24 protein-coding genes and 5 pseudogenes are annotated in these 16843 nt (G+C 51.8%); 28 read left to right on the top strand and 1 reads right to left on the bottom strand.

From position 1 onward, the window contains the following. The first annotated feature begins 15 nt into the window (after window positions 1-15). The 28 genes and pseudogenes from rpsC (at window position 16) to rpsI (ending at window position 15687) form a co-directional block, all read left to right on the top strand. On the top strand, window positions 16-1068 hold the full coding sequence (rpsC, locus tag EL645_RS45355; RefSeq protein WP_218031804.1) for a 30S ribosomal protein S3: 1053 nt from the start codon (window positions 16-18) through the stop codon (window positions 1066-1068). Between the two features lie 14 nt (window positions 1069-1082). Then, complete coding sequence (rplP, locus tag EL645_RS10340) at window positions 1083-1514, top strand: 50S ribosomal protein L16 (RefSeq protein WP_126549950.1); 432 nt, start codon at window positions 1083-1085, stop codon at window positions 1512-1514. Next, window positions 1501-1710, top strand: coding sequence for a 50S ribosomal protein L29 (gene rpmC / locus EL645_RS10335; RefSeq protein WP_126549949.1), 210 nt, complete (start codon window positions 1501-1503; stop codon window positions 1708-1710). The genes rplP and rpmC overlap by 14 nt, the downstream gene beginning before the upstream one ends. Beyond that, on the top strand, window positions 1710-2090 hold the full coding sequence (gene rpsQ, locus EL645_RS10330; protein ID WP_126549948.1) for a 30S ribosomal protein S17: 381 nt from the start codon (window positions 1710-1712) through the stop codon (window positions 2088-2090). Before rpmC ends, rpsQ begins: the two co-directional genes overlap by 1 nt. Before the next feature lie 13 nt (window positions 2091-2103). Next, a complete protein-coding gene (gene rplN / locus EL645_RS10325) occupies window positions 2104-2472 on the top strand; it encodes a 50S ribosomal protein L14 (RefSeq protein WP_126549947.1) in 369 nt (122 codons plus the stop codon). A gap of 56 nt (window positions 2473-2528) precedes the next feature. After that, window positions 2529-2870 (top strand): 50S ribosomal protein L24, encoded by a 342-nt coding sequence (gene rplX, locus EL645_RS10320; protein WP_126549946.1) that lies wholly within the window; start codon window positions 2529-2531, stop codon window positions 2868-2870. Window positions 2871-2875: 5 nt separating this feature from the next. Then, window positions 2876-3418, top strand: coding sequence for a 50S ribosomal protein L5 (rplE, locus tag EL645_RS10315; RefSeq protein ID WP_126549945.1), 543 nt, complete (start codon window positions 2876-2878; stop codon window positions 3416-3418). Between the two features lie 14 nt (window positions 3419-3432). Next, window positions 3433-3618 carry a type Z 30S ribosomal protein S14 gene (locus tag EL645_RS10310; RefSeq protein WP_126549944.1) on the top strand — a complete coding sequence of 62 codons (186 nt, stop codon included), beginning with the start codon at window positions 3433-3435 and terminating at the stop codon, window positions 3616-3618. 78 nt (window positions 3619-3696) lie between these two features. After that, on the top strand, window positions 3697-4092 hold the full coding sequence (gene rpsH, locus EL645_RS10305) for a 30S ribosomal protein S8 (RefSeq protein WP_126549943.1): 396 nt from the start codon (window positions 3697-3699) through the stop codon (window positions 4090-4092). 13 nt (window positions 4093-4105) lie between these two features. Continuing rightward, window positions 4106-4681 (top strand): 50S ribosomal protein L6, encoded by a 576-nt coding sequence (gene rplF / locus EL645_RS10300; protein WP_126549942.1) that lies wholly within the window; start codon window positions 4106-4108, stop codon window positions 4679-4681. Window positions 4682-4971: 290 nt separating this feature from the next. Then, a pseudogene (locus EL645_RS10295) lies at window positions 4972-5364 on the top strand (50S ribosomal protein L18); the annotation flags it as partial. A gap of 90 nt (window positions 5365-5454) precedes the next feature. Further along, a pseudogene (locus tag EL645_RS39205) lies at window positions 5455-5667 on the top strand (50S ribosomal protein L18); the annotation flags it as partial. Window positions 5668-5737: 70 nt separating this feature from the next. Further along, window positions 5738-6235, top strand: a pseudogene (gene rpsE / locus EL645_RS10285) (30S ribosomal protein S5); the annotation flags it as partial. 212 nt (window positions 6236-6447) lie between these two features. Then, complete coding sequence (gene rpmD / locus EL645_RS10280) at window positions 6448-6642, top strand: 50S ribosomal protein L30 (RefSeq protein WP_126549940.1); 195 nt, start codon at window positions 6448-6450, stop codon at window positions 6640-6642. Next, window positions 6629-7084 (top strand): annotated as a pseudogene (rplO, locus tag EL645_RS10275) (50S ribosomal protein L15); the annotation flags it as partial. The gene rpmD and the pseudogene rplO, both read left to right, overlap by 14 nt. Before the next feature lie 175 nt (window positions 7085-7259). Beyond that, window positions 7260-8588 carry a preprotein translocase subunit SecY gene (secY, locus tag EL645_RS10270; protein ID WP_126549938.1) on the top strand — a complete coding sequence of 443 codons (1329 nt, stop codon included), beginning with the start codon at window positions 7260-7262 and terminating at the stop codon, window positions 8586-8588. Between the two features lie 134 nt (window positions 8589-8722). Continuing rightward, complete coding sequence (locus EL645_RS10265; RefSeq protein WP_126549937.1) at window positions 8723-9379, top strand: adenylate kinase; 657 nt, start codon at window positions 8723-8725, stop codon at window positions 9377-9379. A gap of 541 nt (window positions 9380-9920) precedes the next feature. After that, a complete protein-coding gene (infA, locus tag EL645_RS10260) occupies window positions 9921-10139 on the top strand; it encodes a translation initiation factor IF-1 (RefSeq protein ID WP_126549936.1) in 219 nt (72 codons plus the stop codon). Window positions 10140-10422: 283 nt separating this feature from the next. Continuing rightward, the gene (gene rpmJ / locus EL645_RS10255) at window positions 10423-10539 is read left to right on the top strand and encodes a 50S ribosomal protein L36 (RefSeq protein ID WP_126549935.1); all 117 of its coding nucleotides are present in this window, start codon (window positions 10423-10425) and stop codon (window positions 10537-10539) included. Window positions 10540-10614: 75 nt separating this feature from the next. Beyond that, a complete protein-coding gene (gene rpsM / locus EL645_RS10250; protein ID WP_126549934.1) occupies window positions 10615-10998 on the top strand; it encodes a 30S ribosomal protein S13 in 384 nt (127 codons plus the stop codon). 21 nt (window positions 10999-11019) lie between these two features. Then, the gene (gene rpsK, locus EL645_RS10245; RefSeq protein ID WP_126549933.1) at window positions 11020-11418 is read left to right on the top strand and encodes a 30S ribosomal protein S11; all 399 of its coding nucleotides are present in this window, start codon (window positions 11020-11022) and stop codon (window positions 11416-11418) included. A 30-nt stretch (window positions 11419-11448) separates the two neighbouring features. Further along, entirely contained in the window at window positions 11449-12075 is a 627-nt protein-coding gene (rpsD, locus tag EL645_RS10240; protein ID WP_126549932.1) for a 30S ribosomal protein S4, read from the top strand. Between the two features lie 247 nt (window positions 12076-12322). Next, a complete protein-coding gene (locus EL645_RS10235) occupies window positions 12323-13303 on the top strand; it encodes a DNA-directed RNA polymerase subunit alpha (RefSeq protein WP_126549931.1) in 981 nt (326 codons plus the stop codon). A gap of 1 nt (window position 13304) precedes the next feature. Next, on the top strand, window positions 13305-13931 hold the full coding sequence (locus EL645_RS10230) for a bL17 family ribosomal protein (protein WP_170207713.1): 627 nt from the start codon (window positions 13305-13307) through the stop codon (window positions 13929-13931). A gap of 63 nt (window positions 13932-13994) precedes the next feature. Further along, window positions 13995-14642: a tRNA pseudouridine synthase A gene (locus EL645_RS10225; RefSeq protein ID WP_126549930.1), complete on the top strand. Its 648-nt coding sequence runs from the start codon at window positions 13995-13997 to the stop codon at window positions 14640-14642. Further along, window positions 14621-14779 carry a tRNA pseudouridine synthase A gene (locus EL645_RS10220; protein WP_126549929.1) on the top strand — a complete coding sequence of 53 codons (159 nt, stop codon included), beginning with the start codon at window positions 14621-14623 and terminating at the stop codon, window positions 14777-14779. The genes EL645_RS10225 and EL645_RS10220 overlap by 22 nt, the downstream gene beginning before the upstream one ends. Before the next feature lie 10 nt (window positions 14780-14789). Next, a pseudogene (rplM, locus tag EL645_RS10215) lies at window positions 14790-15255 on the top strand (50S ribosomal protein L13). A gap of 54 nt (window positions 15256-15309) precedes the next feature. Further along, window positions 15310-15687 (top strand): 30S ribosomal protein S9, encoded by a 378-nt coding sequence (rpsI, locus tag EL645_RS10210; RefSeq protein ID WP_126554118.1) that lies wholly within the window; start codon window positions 15310-15312, stop codon window positions 15685-15687. A gap of 108 nt (window positions 15688-15795) precedes the next feature. On the opposite strand, the gene EL645_RS10205 is transcribed toward rpsI, so the two are convergent. Beyond that, complete coding sequence (locus EL645_RS10205; protein ID WP_126549928.1) at window positions 15796-16734, bottom strand: branched-chain amino acid transaminase; 939 nt, start codon at window positions 16732-16734, stop codon at window positions 15796-15798. Window positions 16735-16843 lie beyond the last annotated feature (109 nt).

The following is a 16843-nucleotide window of genomic DNA, read 5'->3' as shown; positions in this document are numbered from 1 at the left end:
AAAAGGAGGACACTTTTGGGACATAAAGTGCATCCCAATGGGTTCAGACTCGGCGTCGTCAGAGGATGGCAGTCTCGCTGGTATGCCGAGCGTGATTATAAAGATATCCTGGCGGAGGATTTCAAAATTCGCCAGATCATCAAAAAAGAGCTTGCCAACGCTTCTGTTTCTCAGATTGAGATCGAGCGTACCGCTGCCGACCAGGTACTGGTCAAAGTACATACAGCGAAACCTGGTATTGTTATCGGCAAGAGTGGAGAGAAAGTTGACAAATTGCGCAACCTTCTCGAGACCAAGACCAAAAAGCGCCGCGTGCGCATGGATATCATCGAGATCCGCCAGCCGGAACTGGATGCCTTCCTGGTCGGTCGTAGTATTGCCGAGCAGCTCGAAAAGCGCGTTTCATTCCGTCGCGCTATGAAGCAGGCCGTGCAGAAATCAATGCGCGCCAATGCAAAAGGAATCAAAGTGATCTGTGGTGGTCGCCTGGGTGGTGCGGAAATTGCGCGAACTGAGAAAGAAGTCGAAGGAAGCGTTCCGTTGCAGACCCTGCGTGCCGACATCGATTATGGTCAGACAGAGGCCCACACAACATTTGGTGTTATCGGCATCAAAGTGTGGATCTACAAAGGTGACATCCTGCCCAGCAAGCGTCGTGAATTAGCTGAGGCTCAGGTGGAAGCCGCCGCGCAACAGAATTTCGCACCACGTGATCGTGGTGACCGTCGCGGTGGTGAGCGTCGCGGACGCGGTGAACGCCCACAAGGCGCAGATCGCGGTCCACGTACACCAGGAGATCGTCCGCGCGGTGGAGACCGCGGTCCTCGCCCACAAGGTGATCGACCCCAGCGTCCACCCAGACCAGCAGGCGACCGTCCACAAGGTGAGCGCAGTCCACGTCCGCAAGGTGGAGACCGCGGTCCTCGCCCACAAGGTGATCGACCCCAGCGTCCACCCCGTCAGCCACGTCCTGAGCAGACACCTGTCAGCGAGAGCACTGCACCAGCAGTAACTCCTGCAGAGACCACACCGTCGACGCCGGATACCGGGGCCACTCAGAGCGAGTAGAGGAGAGCTAAGCCATGTTACTGGCACCATCACGTACAAAATACCGTCGACAGCACCGTGGACGTATGAAAGGCGAGGCCCATCGCGGCAGTACTCTCTCTTTCGGCGAATATGGTCTGCAGGCCATGGAAGCCTGCTGGATGGAGGCTCGTCAGATCGAGTCCGCACGTATTGCACTCACCCGCTTCATGAAGCGTGGTGGTAAAGTGTGGATCCGTGTATTCCCTGACAAGCCTATCACTGCCAAGCCTGCCGAAACCCGTATGGGTAGCGGTAAAGGTGCTGTGGATCACTGGGTAGCGGTCGTTAAACCGGGCCGCATCATTTTTGAGATCGGCGGCGTCAGCGAAGAGATTGCAAAAGAAGCTGTGCGCCTGGCTGGTCACAAATTGCCTGTGAGAACACGCTTTATTACACGAGGGGAGGCGGAGAGTGTCGAAGCTTAATGACCGCCGTAAAGAAGTTTCCGAATTATCGGCTGGCGAGGCGCAGAACCAGGTAAAAGAGTTGCGCCTGAAACTGTTCAACCTCCGTTTGCAACAGCAGCGTGGTGAAGTGAAAAACAGCCGCGTGTTTGCACAGACGCGTAAAGACATTGCGCGCCTCCTGCATCGCCTAACCGTATTGGAGAATGAGCAATAATGACACAGCAATCCAGTGCGATCACCGCAGAACAAGCTCTGGCAGCAGCTAAGAAAACCAGCCGCCGCCAGCAGAAAGTCGGCCGTGTGGTCAGCAATAAAGCGGACAAGACGATTGTTGTCGTCGTTGAGTCCCTGAAGAAACATCGCATTTACAAGCGTACGTTCAAACAAACAACACGCTTCTATGCGCATGATGAGGACAACAGTTGTAGTGTAGGCGATCTGGTGCGTATCGAGGAGAGCCGCCCGCTAAGTAAATTGAAGCGCTGGCGCCTGGTCGAGATCGTGAAATACGGTTCCGGCATTGTTCCAGTGGAACAAGTTGTGGCTGAGGTCGATCCTAACCTGCAGGAAGAATCCGCTGAGTCGGCGGAATAGGGAGTTTTGACAGATGATTCAGCCACAAACACGCCTGAAAGTCGCCGACAACACTGGCGCAAAAGAAATTATGTGCATTCGCGTTATGAGTGGTTCTTCCAAACGCTATGCCACAGTTGGCGATGTGATTAAGGCCTCTGTAAAGCAGGCCACGCCAAATGGACAGGTTAAAAAGGGCGATGTCGTTAACGCTGTTGTGGTGCGTGTCTCGAAAGAGTACTCACGCCCCGATGGCTCGCATATTCGTTTTGATGAGAACGCTGCCGTGATTATTGCCGCTGGTAATAACCCACGTGGTACGCGTATCTTTGGCCCGGTGGCCCGCGAATTGCGTGAGAAGAACTTCACACGACTTGTTTCGCTCGCACCTGAAGTGCTCTAACGGGGAAGAAGATGGCAACACATTTAAAAGATAAAAAGCCTCTCCACCTTGCCAAAATGAACATTAAGAAGGGCGACAAAGTTCGCATTCTGACCGGCAAGGATAGAGGGAAAGACGGAACGGTTTCACGGGCACTTCCACAGACTAACAAGGTCATCGTTGAGGGCCTGAACGTTGTGAAGAAGCATATCCGCCCACAGGGCCAGACACGGCAGGGCGGTGTGATTGAGAAGGCTATGCCTTTGCATGTCTCGAACGTCATGTTAATCTGCACAGAGTGCGGCGAACAAACTCGTGTGTCCATCGAGCGTCGTCCTCTCGGGGCCGACCAGAAGGAACGTCCTGTGCGTATATGCAAAAAATGCCATAAGGCTATTGCAGATAACACGAGGAGTTAAGAATTATGGCAACAGCATTTAAAGAACGCTATCGCCAGGAAGTTGTACCTGCCCTGCAGAAAGAGTTCAACTATGATAATCCGATGCAGGTTCCAGGCATTCACAAAGTAGTCGTCAATATCGGCATGGGCGAGGTCATCCAGAACGCAAAAGCGATGGATGCAGCCGTTGCCGACCTGGCCGCAATCACCGGGCAGCGCCCGGTGATCACCCGCGCCAAGAAGTCCGTTGCCGCCTTCAAACTACGTGAAGGTATGCAGATTGGCTGTATGGTAACTCTGCGCGGTGACCGCATGGACTACTTCCTGGATAAATTACTGAACGTGGCCCTGCCACGTATCCGCGACTTCCAGGGCATTTCCCCGGATGCATTCGACGGACGCGGCAATTATACATTGGGCTTGCGTGAACAACTGGTCTTTCCTGAGATCGATTACGACAAAATTGATAAGCTGCGCGGTATGGAGATTACCATCGTCACGACAGCGAAATCGGATCAGGAAGGGCGACGGCTGCTCGCATTGATGGGCATGCCCTTTAAGAAGTAACGCTGGAGGGCGGAATGGCAAAAATTTCAATGATTGTGAAGTCGCAGCGCAAGCCCCGTTTCAAGGTGCAGCAGCATAACCGCTGCCAGGTCTGCGGCCGACCTCGTGCATATATGCGCAAATTCGGTCTCTGCCGTATCTGCTTCCGCGAGCGTGCGTTACGCGGTGAGCTGCCCGGTGTGACTAAATCGAGCTGGTAGAATCGCGAGCGAAGAGGAAAGGACATGTAGCAAGAAAGCCAGGGGCTTTGACTGCTATGTGATGATGGAGGAACATCCATGAATATGACTGATCCCATTGCGGATATGCTTACGCGCATTCGTAATGCGGCCACAGCACGACATACTCGCGTATTAATCCCAGCATCGAAAATGAAGCTGAGTCTTGCGCGCGTGCTCAAAGAAGAAGGCTATGTTAAGGACATCGAGATCCTGAAAGATAATCCGCAGGGTACTCTGCGTTTGACATTGCGTTATGTGGAGAAAAAGCCCGTCGTAACGCAGTTGAAGCGCGTGAGCAAACCGGGTCTGCGTGTATATACCAAGCAGGCCAACATCCCCCGTGTCCGTGGTGGACTGGGAGTGGCGATTCTTTCGACACCAAAGGGCTTGATGACCGGTTCGAACGCTTACAAGCAGGGTCTTGGCGGCGAAGTCATCTGCTACGTTTGGTAGAGGGAGGTATCAAATGTCTCGTATTGGACGTGCTCCAATCGCTGTCCCACCAAAAGTAGAGGTGAAATGGACAGACGGTAACTATGTGACTGTCAAAGGTCCCAAGGGTGAGTTGTCACAGCAGGTCGATCCCGAGCTGAGCTTAAAGCTCGAGGATGGCCAGTTGACGGTTTCCCGTCCTTCGGATGCCCGCGAACATCGCGCAAAGCATGGCCTGTATCGTACCCTGGTCAACAACATGGTGGTCGGTGTAACCACAGGTTATACGAAGTCACTGGAGATCCATGGTGTTGGTTACCGTGCCAACAAAGTTGGCAACAACCTGGTCATCCTGGTTGGCTACTCACATCCTATTGAGGTACAGGCACCTGCTGGTGTTACCCTCTCTGTAGATGGTGTTGATGCCGCGACCAAAGCGACCAGGATCAGTGTCAGTGGTATCGATAAGCAGCTGGTTGGCGCTGTCGCTGCTGATATTCGCCGTGTACGTAAGCCCGAGCCTTACAAAGGCAAAGGTATTCGCTATGCCGGTGAGAAGATTCGACGTAAAGCTGGTAAAGCTGGTAAAGTCGGCGGTAAGAAGAAGTAAGACCCCATCCTTTCGTGTCCGTGTTACAATCTATCCAGGGGCTACTGGATAGATTGTGTGCGGATGCGACTTTCTGTCTATGCGTTGGCGAGAAAACTCGCGACAATAGCCAGAGTGTGATACTATGGTGTGGGTTAAAGTTTATAGCCCATCCATTTTTCGCCTGCGCGCCTGGTTGTGCATGCTCTCAACAGCCCGCGTTCTACTGCCCGCTGTCTGAATGAAAATGCCAATAGACCAGTCGCCAGATCATGTAATCCAGCATTGTGTCAAAACGCGACAATGAAGGAATGTATTATGAGAGACGTAGTGCCGACCACGTCGCTCCCTACTCCTTCGGGCAGCGCGTATCCAAAGAAAGGGGAATTGCAAAAGATTGCCTCTTTGTATCAAGCAAAGATGAGCCCTATATCTTTTGTGATGAAGCTATGATTAAAAGATTTGAAGCCAACAAGGCGCGGCTGCGGCGGCACCAGCGTATACGACGCCACTTCGAGGGAACCTCGTCACGTCCACGTTTGAATATCTTCCGCAGTGGACATCATATCTATGCGCAAATTATAGACGACTCCATCGGCCAGACGTTAGTCGCGGCCTCATCCCTGGATGAGAGCCTGCAGAACTTTAAGCCAGAGCAGTCCGCTTCGGCACCGAAAGAGAACAAGGCTGCCCAGCAGTCCGCTCCTGAGGCCGAGGTTGTTGAGGCCGCCACTGAAGCCCCTGCTAAAAAGGGCAAAGGTGCGAAGCAGTCTCGCGCAGCACAGCCGGTCACAGAGAAGAAAGAAAAGAAGACTCCTGTTGAGCAGCTTGCTGGCATTGCCAATAACCGCAAGGTTGCGCTGGCACGCGAAGTAGGTAAAATTGTCGCCCAGCGTGCCAAAGAGAAGGGTATCGCCCAGGTTGTCTTTGATCGTGGTGGCTATGCCTATCATGGACGAGTCGCTGCACTTGCTGAAGGCGCTCGTGAGGGCGGTCTGGATTTCTAGGCCCACGAGGCAACCTTTCATGCGTGTACTAGAAAAGCGCGCGTGAATTTAGAGGAGTAATACAGAAAAAATGGCAAGAATAGATGCTTCAAAACTGAACCTTGAAGAGACAGTGGTAGAAGTAAGCCGCGTCTCCAAGGTGGTGAAAGGTGGCCGACGGTTTAGCATTCGTGCTCTGGTTGTGGTTGGTGATCGCAACGGGCATGTGGGCTATGGTTTCGGTAAAGCTGGCGAATACACAGAGGCTATTCGTAAGGGTGTTGAGGATGCCAAGAAACACCTGGTCGAAGTCCCCCTGACTGGCACAACCATTCCTTTCGCCGTCCTGGCTAACTTCGGCGCATCCGAAGTTCTGCTGAAGCCAGCTGCTCCTGGTACAGGTGTTATCGCTGGTGGTGCTGTACGTGCGGTTATGGAATCAGCTGGTGTCCGTGACATCCTGACCAAGACCCTGGGAAGCACCAACAAAGCAAACACCGTTCAGGCCTGTATCGCTGGCCTGCGTGAGCTGCGTTCAGCCGATGCTGAGGCCGCTCGTCGTGGCAAAACCGTTGTTGAGCTTTTGGGTAAGAAACGTGCTGAGCAGCTGGCCGCTGCAACTGCAGCCGCCGCTGAGCAGGCCGCAGCCGCCCGTGCCGCCCGTGAAGAAGAGATCCGTGAGAGCCGCGCGGTTTCGAACCGCCGCGAACGTGGTGGTGACCGCCGTGGTGGAGATCGCGGTGGCGATCGTCGCGGTGGCGGCGACCGTGGCGGCGACCGCCGTTCTAGGAGTTAGAGAAAATGGCAAAATTGCGTGTAAAATGGGTCAGAAGCTCTATCGGCTACCCAAAAGATCAGAAGGCAACCATTCAGGCTCTGGGCTTGCGCAAACTGCAGCACACTGTTGAGCATGAAGATCAGCCAGCAGTGCGTGGTATGATTCGCAAGGTGAGTCACCTGCTTCAAGTAGAGGAGATTGTCAGTGAAACTCTCTGATTTGCGACCCGCTCCCGGTTCTCACAAGACAGAGCGCCGCGTTGGACGTGGTCACGGTTCCGGTCGTGGTAAGACCGCTGGCCGTGGTACAAAAGGACAGAAGGCACGTACTGGTGGGCATGTCAACCGTTCATTCAATGGCGGTCAGACACGTCTCAACAAGCGTTTACCATTCGTACGTGGTCTTGGCAATGGTAGTTCCGTTTTCCAAGATGAATATACTATTATTAACATTGTAGACCTCGAGTTGTTCGATGGTGGTGCTCAGGTACGTCCTGAGGATCTGGCGTCCCAGGGTCTCGTGACTCCTGCTCAGGGCAAGGGTTTAATCAAAATCCTTGGTGATGGCGAAATCGATCGTGCTCTAACCGTGCATGCGCATAAGTTTTCTGCGACTGCAAAGGCCAAGATCGAAGCCGCTGGTGGTAGCGTGGAGATCATCCCAACCCGGGTCTACGAAAAGACCAAACGTCGTAAAGACGAGAACAAAGACACAGCTGAAGTAGCACAGTAGAAATAGACGGCCAGGGAGAAAGCAATTTTTCCCTGGCACGTTGCATCATTTCTAATTGTTGTGTGATGTCCTATGTTTGCGTTCTTCGCAAAAGGAGGCTCCCATGTGGGAAAAGCTGCGTAGTATTTGGACAGTCCCTGATCTGCGCAAAAAGATCCTCTTCACGCTAGGTATGCTGCTTGTATTCCGCATCCTGGCCCACATCAACGTTCCGTTGTCACCTACTGAGCAGAAGAGTCTCAATAATCTTTTCAATACAGGTGATAATCCGGTTGGGCAGTTGCTCGGCTTGCTCGATGTATTTTCTGGCGGATCTTTGCAGAACTTCTCTATCGTCGCTTTCTCTGTTTACCCCTATATCACTGCCACCATTGTGATGCAACTTCTGCAGCCAATTGTTCCCGCGTTGCAGAACCTGTCGACTCAGGGTGAAGCAGGTCGCCTGCGCTTTAGTCAGATCACACGTATCATTACCGTGCCTCTGGCGTTTCTCCAGGGCATTGGACAATGCGCGCTTTTCCAGCAGGAAAAGGTACTTACCAACTTCAGTCTGGTTGATCCTCAGTATGCTTTACAGTCATTCGCGATCCTGGCATCGTTGATTGCTGGCACGATGATCCTGGTCTGGTTGGGTGAGCTGATTACTGAAAAAGGCATTGGTAATGGTATTTCGATCGTTATCCTGGCCAATATCCTCAGTAACCTGCCCAAATACGTACAGCAGGGTATAACGGCCGCTCAGTCGGGTGGTAGTGGTGCCGTCGTTAGCATTGGAGTTTTCCTGGTTATTGGTGTGATTACCATTCTGGGTATTATCTACATCTACCTGGGACAGCGACGTGTTCCTGTTCAGTATCCAACCAAGCGTAACGTTGGCCGTAACATGATGGTTGGCTCTGCGCAGACCACTTATATTCCCATGCAGATCAATAGCGCGGGTATGATTCCGCTCATCTTCGCGTCGTCGATGCTGCTCTTCCCAACGGTTATTGCTCGTTATCTGAGCACAAGTACAACACCCTGGATTAAAGAAGTTGCCCTCTGGATCTCCCTCTACCTGATCAATCCTACTGTGTGGTGGTATTGGATCCTTAACTTCTTGCTGGTGGTTGCTTTCACATATTTTTATGCATATGTGTTGTGGCAGCAGCAGAATATTCCGGAGAACTTGCAGAAACAGGGTGCGTTTATTCCGGGATATCGGCCTGGCGAGCCAACCAGTCGTTATCTGTTGAATATCCTGAATCGTATCACCCTGGCAGGAGCCCTGTTCCTGGGAGTGATTACGGTTTTACCGTTCATCGCTCGTGTTGGAGGTAATCAGATGTTGGGCGCAGCCTCGCTTCTGATCGCTGTCGGTGTCGTGCTTGACACGGTGCGGCAGCTGGAATCTCAGATGGTGATGCGTAACTATTCAGGTTTTCTTTCCTAGACAAGGGGTTAAAAGGTGGCTGTTTCACTGGTTTCCCTTGAATGTCTATTGTTTTCGAGGAGCTGCGATGGTGCATTTCCTCTTACGGGGAAGTGCAGTGTTGCACCTCCCCGAATTTCCTGCGGAGGAAAATCGTGAATATTATCCTTATAGGTGCTCAGGGATCGGGGAAGGGAACGCAGGCCGAGCGCCTGGCGCATTCCCTGGGCATGCATCATGTTTCAAGTGGTGACCTGTTTCGTAAAGAGTCAGAAGCTGGGACCGAGTTTGGTAAACAGGCTCAGGCCTACTTCGATCGTGGTGAATTAGTTCCTGATGATTTAACAGTGGCTATGGTGTTGAAACATATTTCAGCTGATAAATATGTACGCGACGGAGTCCTGCTAGACGGTTTTCCTCGAACTATTGCCCAGGCGCAAGCACTTGATCAAGGGTTGTCACGTGTTGGTCGGTCTATAGACTGTAGTATTTATCTCGATGTGCCACGTGAAGAGCTTCTTCACCGCTTGTCGGGTCGCTACATTTGCCGGGCCCATCAACATGTGTATAATATTGAAACGAATCCTCCGAAGGTTCCAGGGGTCTGTGATCTGGATGGAAGTGAATTGTATCAAAGAGCCGATGATAAGGGCGAGGCGATACACAAACGTTTAGACACTTTCTATCATGAAACCATGCAGTTGCTAGATTACTATAAAAAGCAGCATAAGCTGAAAACTGTCAATGGTAATCAAAGCATCGAGCAGGTATCACAAAGTCTTATTGATGCCGTTAAAGGCTGTCATAAATAAGAACGAGCTCAGAATGGACGGTGGCAGAAGGGAGACTTTCTTTGCTACCGCCTTTTCTGTTCTCACAATGTTCTCACGAACATAGATTCAACCAGTTTATTCTCATGCCAGACGAGTTATAATACTTGATGGCTATATTGGCGGAACTAAGTAACGCTAAATAACGGATAGCGATTTCAGTTGATTACGGTAGCTGGGTTGCGGATGCGATCTGGAAACCGAGAGGATGGGAAACAAACGTTTCTGGCTACTCTGGTTACCAGTCTTGAAGTGCTACGTCTATAAAATAAGGCAGAAGCGGAAGTGCAGCGGGCAGGGAGACATCCCGGAAATAAATTCCCACTCGACACCTCAGAAAAAGTATGCTATAATTCGTAGTTGGCTGCAGCAGTAAATACTGCTGCCCTTTTGTACTTTCAAGCGCATCGAAACTGCAGTATAATCCGCGAATGCTCGTATGATGGCTGCCGTGCGAAGCATATCTGGCAAAAATATATGCAGGAAATAGCGAATGTAGTCCCGCCGCTAGGGAAAGGATGTTATGCCAAAAAAGGATGAAATTGAGGTTGAGGGAAAAGTGTTGGAGTCCCTCCCCAATGCCATGTTTAAAGTAGAGATTGATGAAAACCACCAGGTTCTGGCTGTCCTATCGGGTCGTATGCGTATGAATTTCATACGTATCGTACCAGGTGATAAGGTTCGGGTAGTGCTGTCCCCCTATGACCTGACACGAGGGCGCATAACATGGCGCGCGCGATGATGAGGCCTCTGGCTGGCTGGTGTGCTGGTCCGTCCGTTTGGACCTGAGCACACGCCCATCATTGTTCCTTTTCTCCTATCGGTATCTTTTCGGTACATTGGCCGGATAAGAAGGAAGCATGTAGTATCCGTTCATGTGATTCCTTTACTTCCGTCCTCACTTCTCGGTGAACAGGGCCGTAGAGCATTGTGAGTCTCACGTTAGCACTGTGTGTAACCGAGGGTGGTAATCGGTGTGGATTTAAATTTTAAGTTTTTATGTCATTTCATGAGGAGAGGCAGACATGAAAGTAAGCGCCTCAGTTAAACCGCGCTGTGATAGCTGCAAAATCATTCGCCGCAAACGTGTGGTCATGGTTATTTGTAGCAAAGATCCTAAACATAAACAGAAACAGGGTTAATCAGGGTTTTCGGGTTTCAAGTTTTGAGCGCAAGCGAGTAGAATTGAAAGTCGAAACGTAAAGCTGGAGGAAAAGATGGCAAGAATCGCCGGCGTAGACATTCCGCGAGAAAAGCGTGTGGAAATTTCGCTGTGCTACATCTATGGTATTGGGCTGACAACAAGCCGCAAGATCCTGGACCGAACACGCATTAATCCAGATACACGGGTAAAGAATCTGACCGAAGAAGAAGTCAATCGTCTCCGTGAAGTTATTGATCGCGAATTTAAGGTTGAAGGCGACCTGCGCCGTGAAGTTGATATGAATATCAAACGGCTGATCGAAATCAACTGTTATCGTGGTATGCGCCACCGTCGTAACCTGCCGGTGCGTGGTCAGCGCACGCGTACGAATGCACGCACACGTCGTGGTCCAAAACGCACGGTTGCTGGCAAGAAGAAAGCTGCAGCGAAGAAGTAACGCAGGAGAGAGATTGTAAAAATGGCAGACAAAAAGAAACCAGTTGGCAAGGTCAGGCGGCGTGAACGGAAATCCGTTCCCCGAGGACAGGCCCATATCCAGGCAACATTCAACAACACGATTGTGACCCTCACCGATCCCAATGGGAATGTACTCTCATGGGGAAGCGCTGGTGGTCAGGGCTTCAAAGGCTCCCGTAAGAGCACTCCTTATGCTGCTCAGGTGACTGCGGAGACCGCAGCTCGCAAAGCGATGGAGCATGGCCTGCGACAGATTGATGTCTTTGTAAAAGGCCCTGGCTCTGGCCGTGAGGCAGCGATCCGCTCTTTGCAGGGAGCTGGCCTCTCAGTCACTTCAATTACAGATGTTACACCTATTCCGCACAACGGTTGCCGACCGCCCAAGCGTCGTCGCGTATAGCCGGACTGATCGGTAGGAGGATAGAACTAGATGGCACGTTATACCGGTCCCGTCTGCAAACTGTGCAGACGTGAAGGGGTAAAACTTTTCTTAAAGGGCGACAAGTGTTTGACAAAATGCACACTTGAGCGCCGTAATACACGTCCCGGCCAGCATGGTGCTAGCCGTGCTCGTAAAGAGTCAGGGTACGCCAAGCAGCTGCGCGAGAAGCAGCGCGTGCGTCGTACATATGGGGTATTGGAGCGTCAGTTCGTAAAACACTTCGGTGCTGCTGCTAACCGCCCTGGTAAAACTAGCGAGAATCTGTTGCAGATTCTGGAGATGCGTTTAGATAACCTGGTTTATCGCCTTGGTCTGGCCGATTCCCGCGCCCAGGCACGTCAGCTGGTAAATCATGGTCACTTCGCTGTTAATGGCCGCAAGACAGATATTCCTTCTTTCATTGCCAAGCCAAATGACGTTATCACTGTCCGTGAGCGTAGCAAAGGCCTCGAGTACTTCAAGGCACGCGCTTTGATGCTGGCTCAGAAGGGTGTTCCCACCTGGTTGAGCTTGAACACCAACGAGCTGTCGGGCCGTGTTATTACCATACCCTCACGAGCGGATCTTGAGCTGCCCTTCGATGAGCAGATGGTGGTTGAGTATTATCAACGATAATAAGTTGAGTCGGCGGAGACTTCATGGCACACGCCCGCGCTCTTTGCTTGTGCGACAACGGGCAAGATGCCAAGTGTCGCTGGCATGTGTGTTAGAAGGGTTAGGTCCGTGCCTGGGTGATCCTTCTTGGGGTCACATCAGGGCGAAGAACTCTTGGACTACCAGCGTTCTGGCCTTTGTCTCCCTGGCTATTTAGGTCATGTGAGCACTACTGAACCTGGTAGAAAAAGAAAGGCAGGTTAGAACCTTGCTAGATATTGCACTGCCTCGCATAAAAAATACAAAAACTCTTGGTAATTATGCGAGCTATGATATTGAGCCGTTAGAGGCTGGGTATGGTATGACCCTGGGCAATTCGTTGCGGCGCGTGCTGCTGTCTTCGTTGCCCGGCGCGGCTGTCACCTCTATTCGGATCGAGGGTGTGCAACACGAGTTCCAGGACGTCCCTAACGTGATGGAAGATGTGACCGATATTGTGTTGAATGTCAAACGTCTTCGCCTACGCTCCTTTTCAGACCATCCCGTATCGATGCGTCTGGAAGTGAGCGGTGAGCGCGAGGTGACTGCAGCCGATATCATCGCTCCTAGCACGGTAGAGATTGTTAATCCTGAGCTGCATATTGCAACGCTTGACAATGACAATGCTCGCCTCGATATGGAGCTGGTCGTTGAGACTGGTAGAGGCTATGTTCCTGCCGACTCAAAAGAGGATCAGCCTATTGGGGTAATCCCGGTCGATGCTATCTATACGCCTGTGCAAAAGGTGAATTACACCGTTGAGCATACACGTGTAGGGCAGATGACTAATTTCGATAAAATTGTTCTTGAAATCACGACGGATGGTACGATTACGCCTGATGAGGCGTTGCGTCAAAGTGCGGATATTCTGGTGCGGCATTTTACTCTGCTCGCCAATTATCGCGCTCAGGTGCCTGAGATTGAGAAAGCACCTTTGAGCAGCTTGCCCATCCCTCAGAAGATCTATGATACTCCGATCGAAGAGCTTGATCTCTCGGTGCGCGCTTACAACTGTTTGAAGCGTAGCAATATTACGAAGGTTGGCCAGGTTCTCTCGATGAACGAGGAAGATCTTTTGGGTGTACGCAATTTTGGTGAGAAGAGTTTGCAGGAGCTGCGTGAGCGCCTACTTGCACGAAACTTCCTGCCTAATCCGCGCACGAGCACCGTCGGAGCCGATTTGGACGGCGATCACGAAATGGAGGAATGAGTTGAGGCACCGAATTGCCGGCAACCGGATGAATATGCCAGAGCCGCGTCGTCGGTCTGCGCGCCGTAATTTGATGGCAGGTCTCATCCGTTACGACCGTATTCAGACCACTGAAGCACGCGCTCGCGCGATCCGTGGCGAAGCTGAAAAGTTGATTTCTGTAGCGGTGAAGGGTCGCGAAGAGGCCCGCAAGCACCTGGCTGCAGTTGTATCTAATGAAGAGCAGGCGACCAAAATTCTGGAGTTTGCACGTAAGGGCCGTTTCTCGTTGAAGCATAGCGTTGCTTCTAATGAGGAGCGCGCGAAGGTGCATAAAGCGCCTTTGACCGATAAGGGCCGCAAATTCCATGAAGATAAGCTGAAAGCTCGCCGCGAAGAGCTGCTGGCCATCTTCTCGAATGAGGATGAGGCTGAGAAGGCTTTAAAAGCTGCTTATGAGTCAATGGTGATCGAGCTGCATGCTCGCCGCCAGATCCTGAGCTCCTTGCCTGATGAGCTGGTCGTCAAAAAGATGTTTGAAGAGCTGGCTCCTCGTTATCTCGGTCGTCCTGGTGGCTATACTCGTATTACGAAACTTGGCCGCCGTAAGGGTGACGCTGCTGAAATTGCGCAGATCGCCCTGGTATAGGGATACATTAAACGCGGAACCTGGTTCATCGCGTCTTATCCCTGCTACATTGAACATTAACGTATGAACATTGCTTGTGGAATTGAGTATGATGGCACCGATTTCCGCGGCTTTCAGCGTCAGGCTGAGAGCCATGGGCCCACGGTGCAGGGTGCGTTGGAGAGCGCGATCGCTCGTGTCTCCGACGGTGCCTTCTCTGTGGTTAACGGCGCAGGACGTACCGACGCTGGTGTGCATGCAAGTGGTCAGGTGATAACTTTCTCTACTCACTTGCAGCGCGAGCCCGCGGTGTGGTTGCGTGCGTTGAACGCTGTCTTACCCAGCACCGTGGTGGTACGGTGGGTGCGTGTGGTTCCCGAAAGGTTCCATGCTCGATTTAGCGCCATCCGTCGTTCCTATCGCTATACGATCTGGAACGATATCGCGCCGACGGCTTTGCATGCCAGATATAGCTACCATTGCTTTAAGGCTCTGGATGTTGATCTGATGAATCAGGCCTGTCAGGCGTTAGTGGGGCGCAAGGATTTCGGAGCCTTCGGGCATAGCCCTTATGTCTCTAATCCATTGAGGCCAGGACCACATTCCTGTGTTCGTACAATGTTAGAAGCACGTTGCGTACGTCCAGAGGCGAACGAACTCATTTATTGTGATTTTACTGCTGATGCCTTTCTCACGGGCAGGTTCGTAGAATGGTTGGCACGTTACTGCTAGTGGGACAGAAGCGTCTCTGTCTTGAAGAATTTTTTGAAATTGTGCAACGTGCGGAGAAGACGCATCCTGGTTCAGCGGCCCCACCACATGGGCTGTGTCTGGTACGGGTTGATTATCCTGAGAAATTTGGAGTATAAACGAACGATGATGAAGACATATAGCGCCAAGGCCGCTGATCTGCAACCTAGTTGGTATGTCATCGATGCCGAGGGGCAGGTACTGTCGCCTGGCGACGCAGATCGCGCACATTCTGCGCGGTAAGCATAAACCCACCTTTACACCACACCTCAATAGCGGGGATTTCGTGGTTGTGATTAATGCTGATAAGATTGCAGTGACTGGCAATCGCCTGGATCAAAAGGTCTACTATCGCCACTCACAATATCCTGGCGGTTTGAAGAAGACCACTTTGCGCCAGACTTTGGAAGGCAAACATCCAGAGCGTGCACTTGAGCATGCCGTGCGCGGTATGGTCATGCACAATCGTCTGGGCACCCAGGTGATGTCTCGCTTGAAGATTTATGCCGGTCCTACCCATCCACACCAGGCTCAGAAGCCGGTGATCTGGACGGGTCCAGAGGCGTTGTTGAAGCAGTCTACTGAGGCAAAGTAAAGAAGAGGAGAACCTACCTTGGCTGACACCACCAGAGGTGAATACTACTACGGTATGGGACGGCGTAAAACGGCTGTTGCTCGCGTGCGCCTCTTCCCAAGCGGCGATGGTAGCATCACCATCAATGGCAAAACTGCCCAGAACTACTTCGGGCAGCGTGATACACATCTGGCTGCAGTGGCTGCGCCCCTGCGTGCGCTGGATTTGAACAATACTTCTTATACCCTGACCGTGCGTGTGGTCGGTGGTGGCGCTAGCGGTCAGGCCGGCGCTATCCGTCATGGCCTGGCTCGCGCTCTGGTACGCTTGAATCCTGATTTCAAGCTGGCCCTGCGTAAAGCTGGCTACCTGACACGTGACCCACGTATGAAGGAAAGAAAGAAACCAGGTTTGAAACGCGCTCGTAAGGCTCCACAGTATACAAAGCGTTAATCTTACCAGGTTTGCGACCCCGTTGTCGCTTCTGTTGGGTAGAAAAGATCAAAAAGAAGTCCTGTTGGCAATCACCGACAGGACTTCTTTTTGATCTTTTCTATGAAATTACTTTGTAGGTGAGGCGACTTCGGAGTAGACGGGGGTGCACCAGTCAAGATATTTGCTGTTGCGACCACGGACGATGTCGAAGTAGAGGTCCTGGAGCTTTTGCCCGATGGGGCCAGTGGTTCCGTTGCCAACGGGATTGTGGTCTACTTCGATGACGGGCGCGATCTGGGCTCCCGTTCCACACAGGAAGATTTCGTCGGCTGTGTAGAGCTCTGTGCGGTCGATCTGCCGTTCGCGGACGTTGATGCCGAGCTCTTTCTGGGCCAGTTGGATAATTGTGTCACGGGTAATACCCAGCAGAATATTTTCTGATGGGGCCGGGGTGATCAGTTCTCCATTCTGGAACAAGAAGATGTTTTCAGCACTTCCTTCGGAGACGTGTCCTTCGTGGTTAAGCATGATGGCTTCGTCAAAACCGTTCTGGATGGCCTCTGTTTTGGCGAAGGCGGCGTTGACATAGCTACCACAGATCTTGGCGCGAGCTGGAATTGCGTTGTCGTCAATACGTCGCCAGGAAGAGACGCCACAGCGCAGGCCACCGATTTCAACGTAGTTGCCCATTGGCTCGGAGGTCAGGAGATAGTCATCGTGGAGGCCGTGAAGGCGTACACCAATGATCTCGTCGCTCTTGTAGGCTACGGGACGCTGATAGACATCCTGCTGCTGCTCGTTGCGTTTGACTAGCTCTACGCTGTGCTCAATCAGTTGCTCAACTGTATAAGGCAGATTGATGCGCATGATTTTGCAGGAGCGGTGCAGGCGCTCGTAATGCTCCCGCAGGCGGAACAGGTAGACCTGCTTTTGCTCTTCATTCCAGTAGCCACGAATACCTTCGAATACCCCCGTACCATAGGCAAAACCATGACTGCGTACGGAAATAAAGCCACGCTCAGCCGGAATGTACTCACCATTCATATAGAGTATTTTTGCATCCATTGTCTTTGTGGATAAGCCGCATTGCTGCTACTTACCGTCTCCTCCTTTTTCTATGGTGTGTAGTAAGTTGAGGTTATGTATATCACGTATAAATGTCGTGATATACATA

This window comes from Dictyobacter kobayashii (genome assembly GCF_003967555.1).
GTDB lineage: Bacteria > Chloroflexota > Ktedonobacteria > Ktedonobacterales > Ktedonobacteraceae > Dictyobacter > Dictyobacter kobayashii.
The sequence above is the reverse complement of the archived record's forward strand: the minus strand, read 5'-3'. Positions and strand labels throughout refer to the sequence as shown.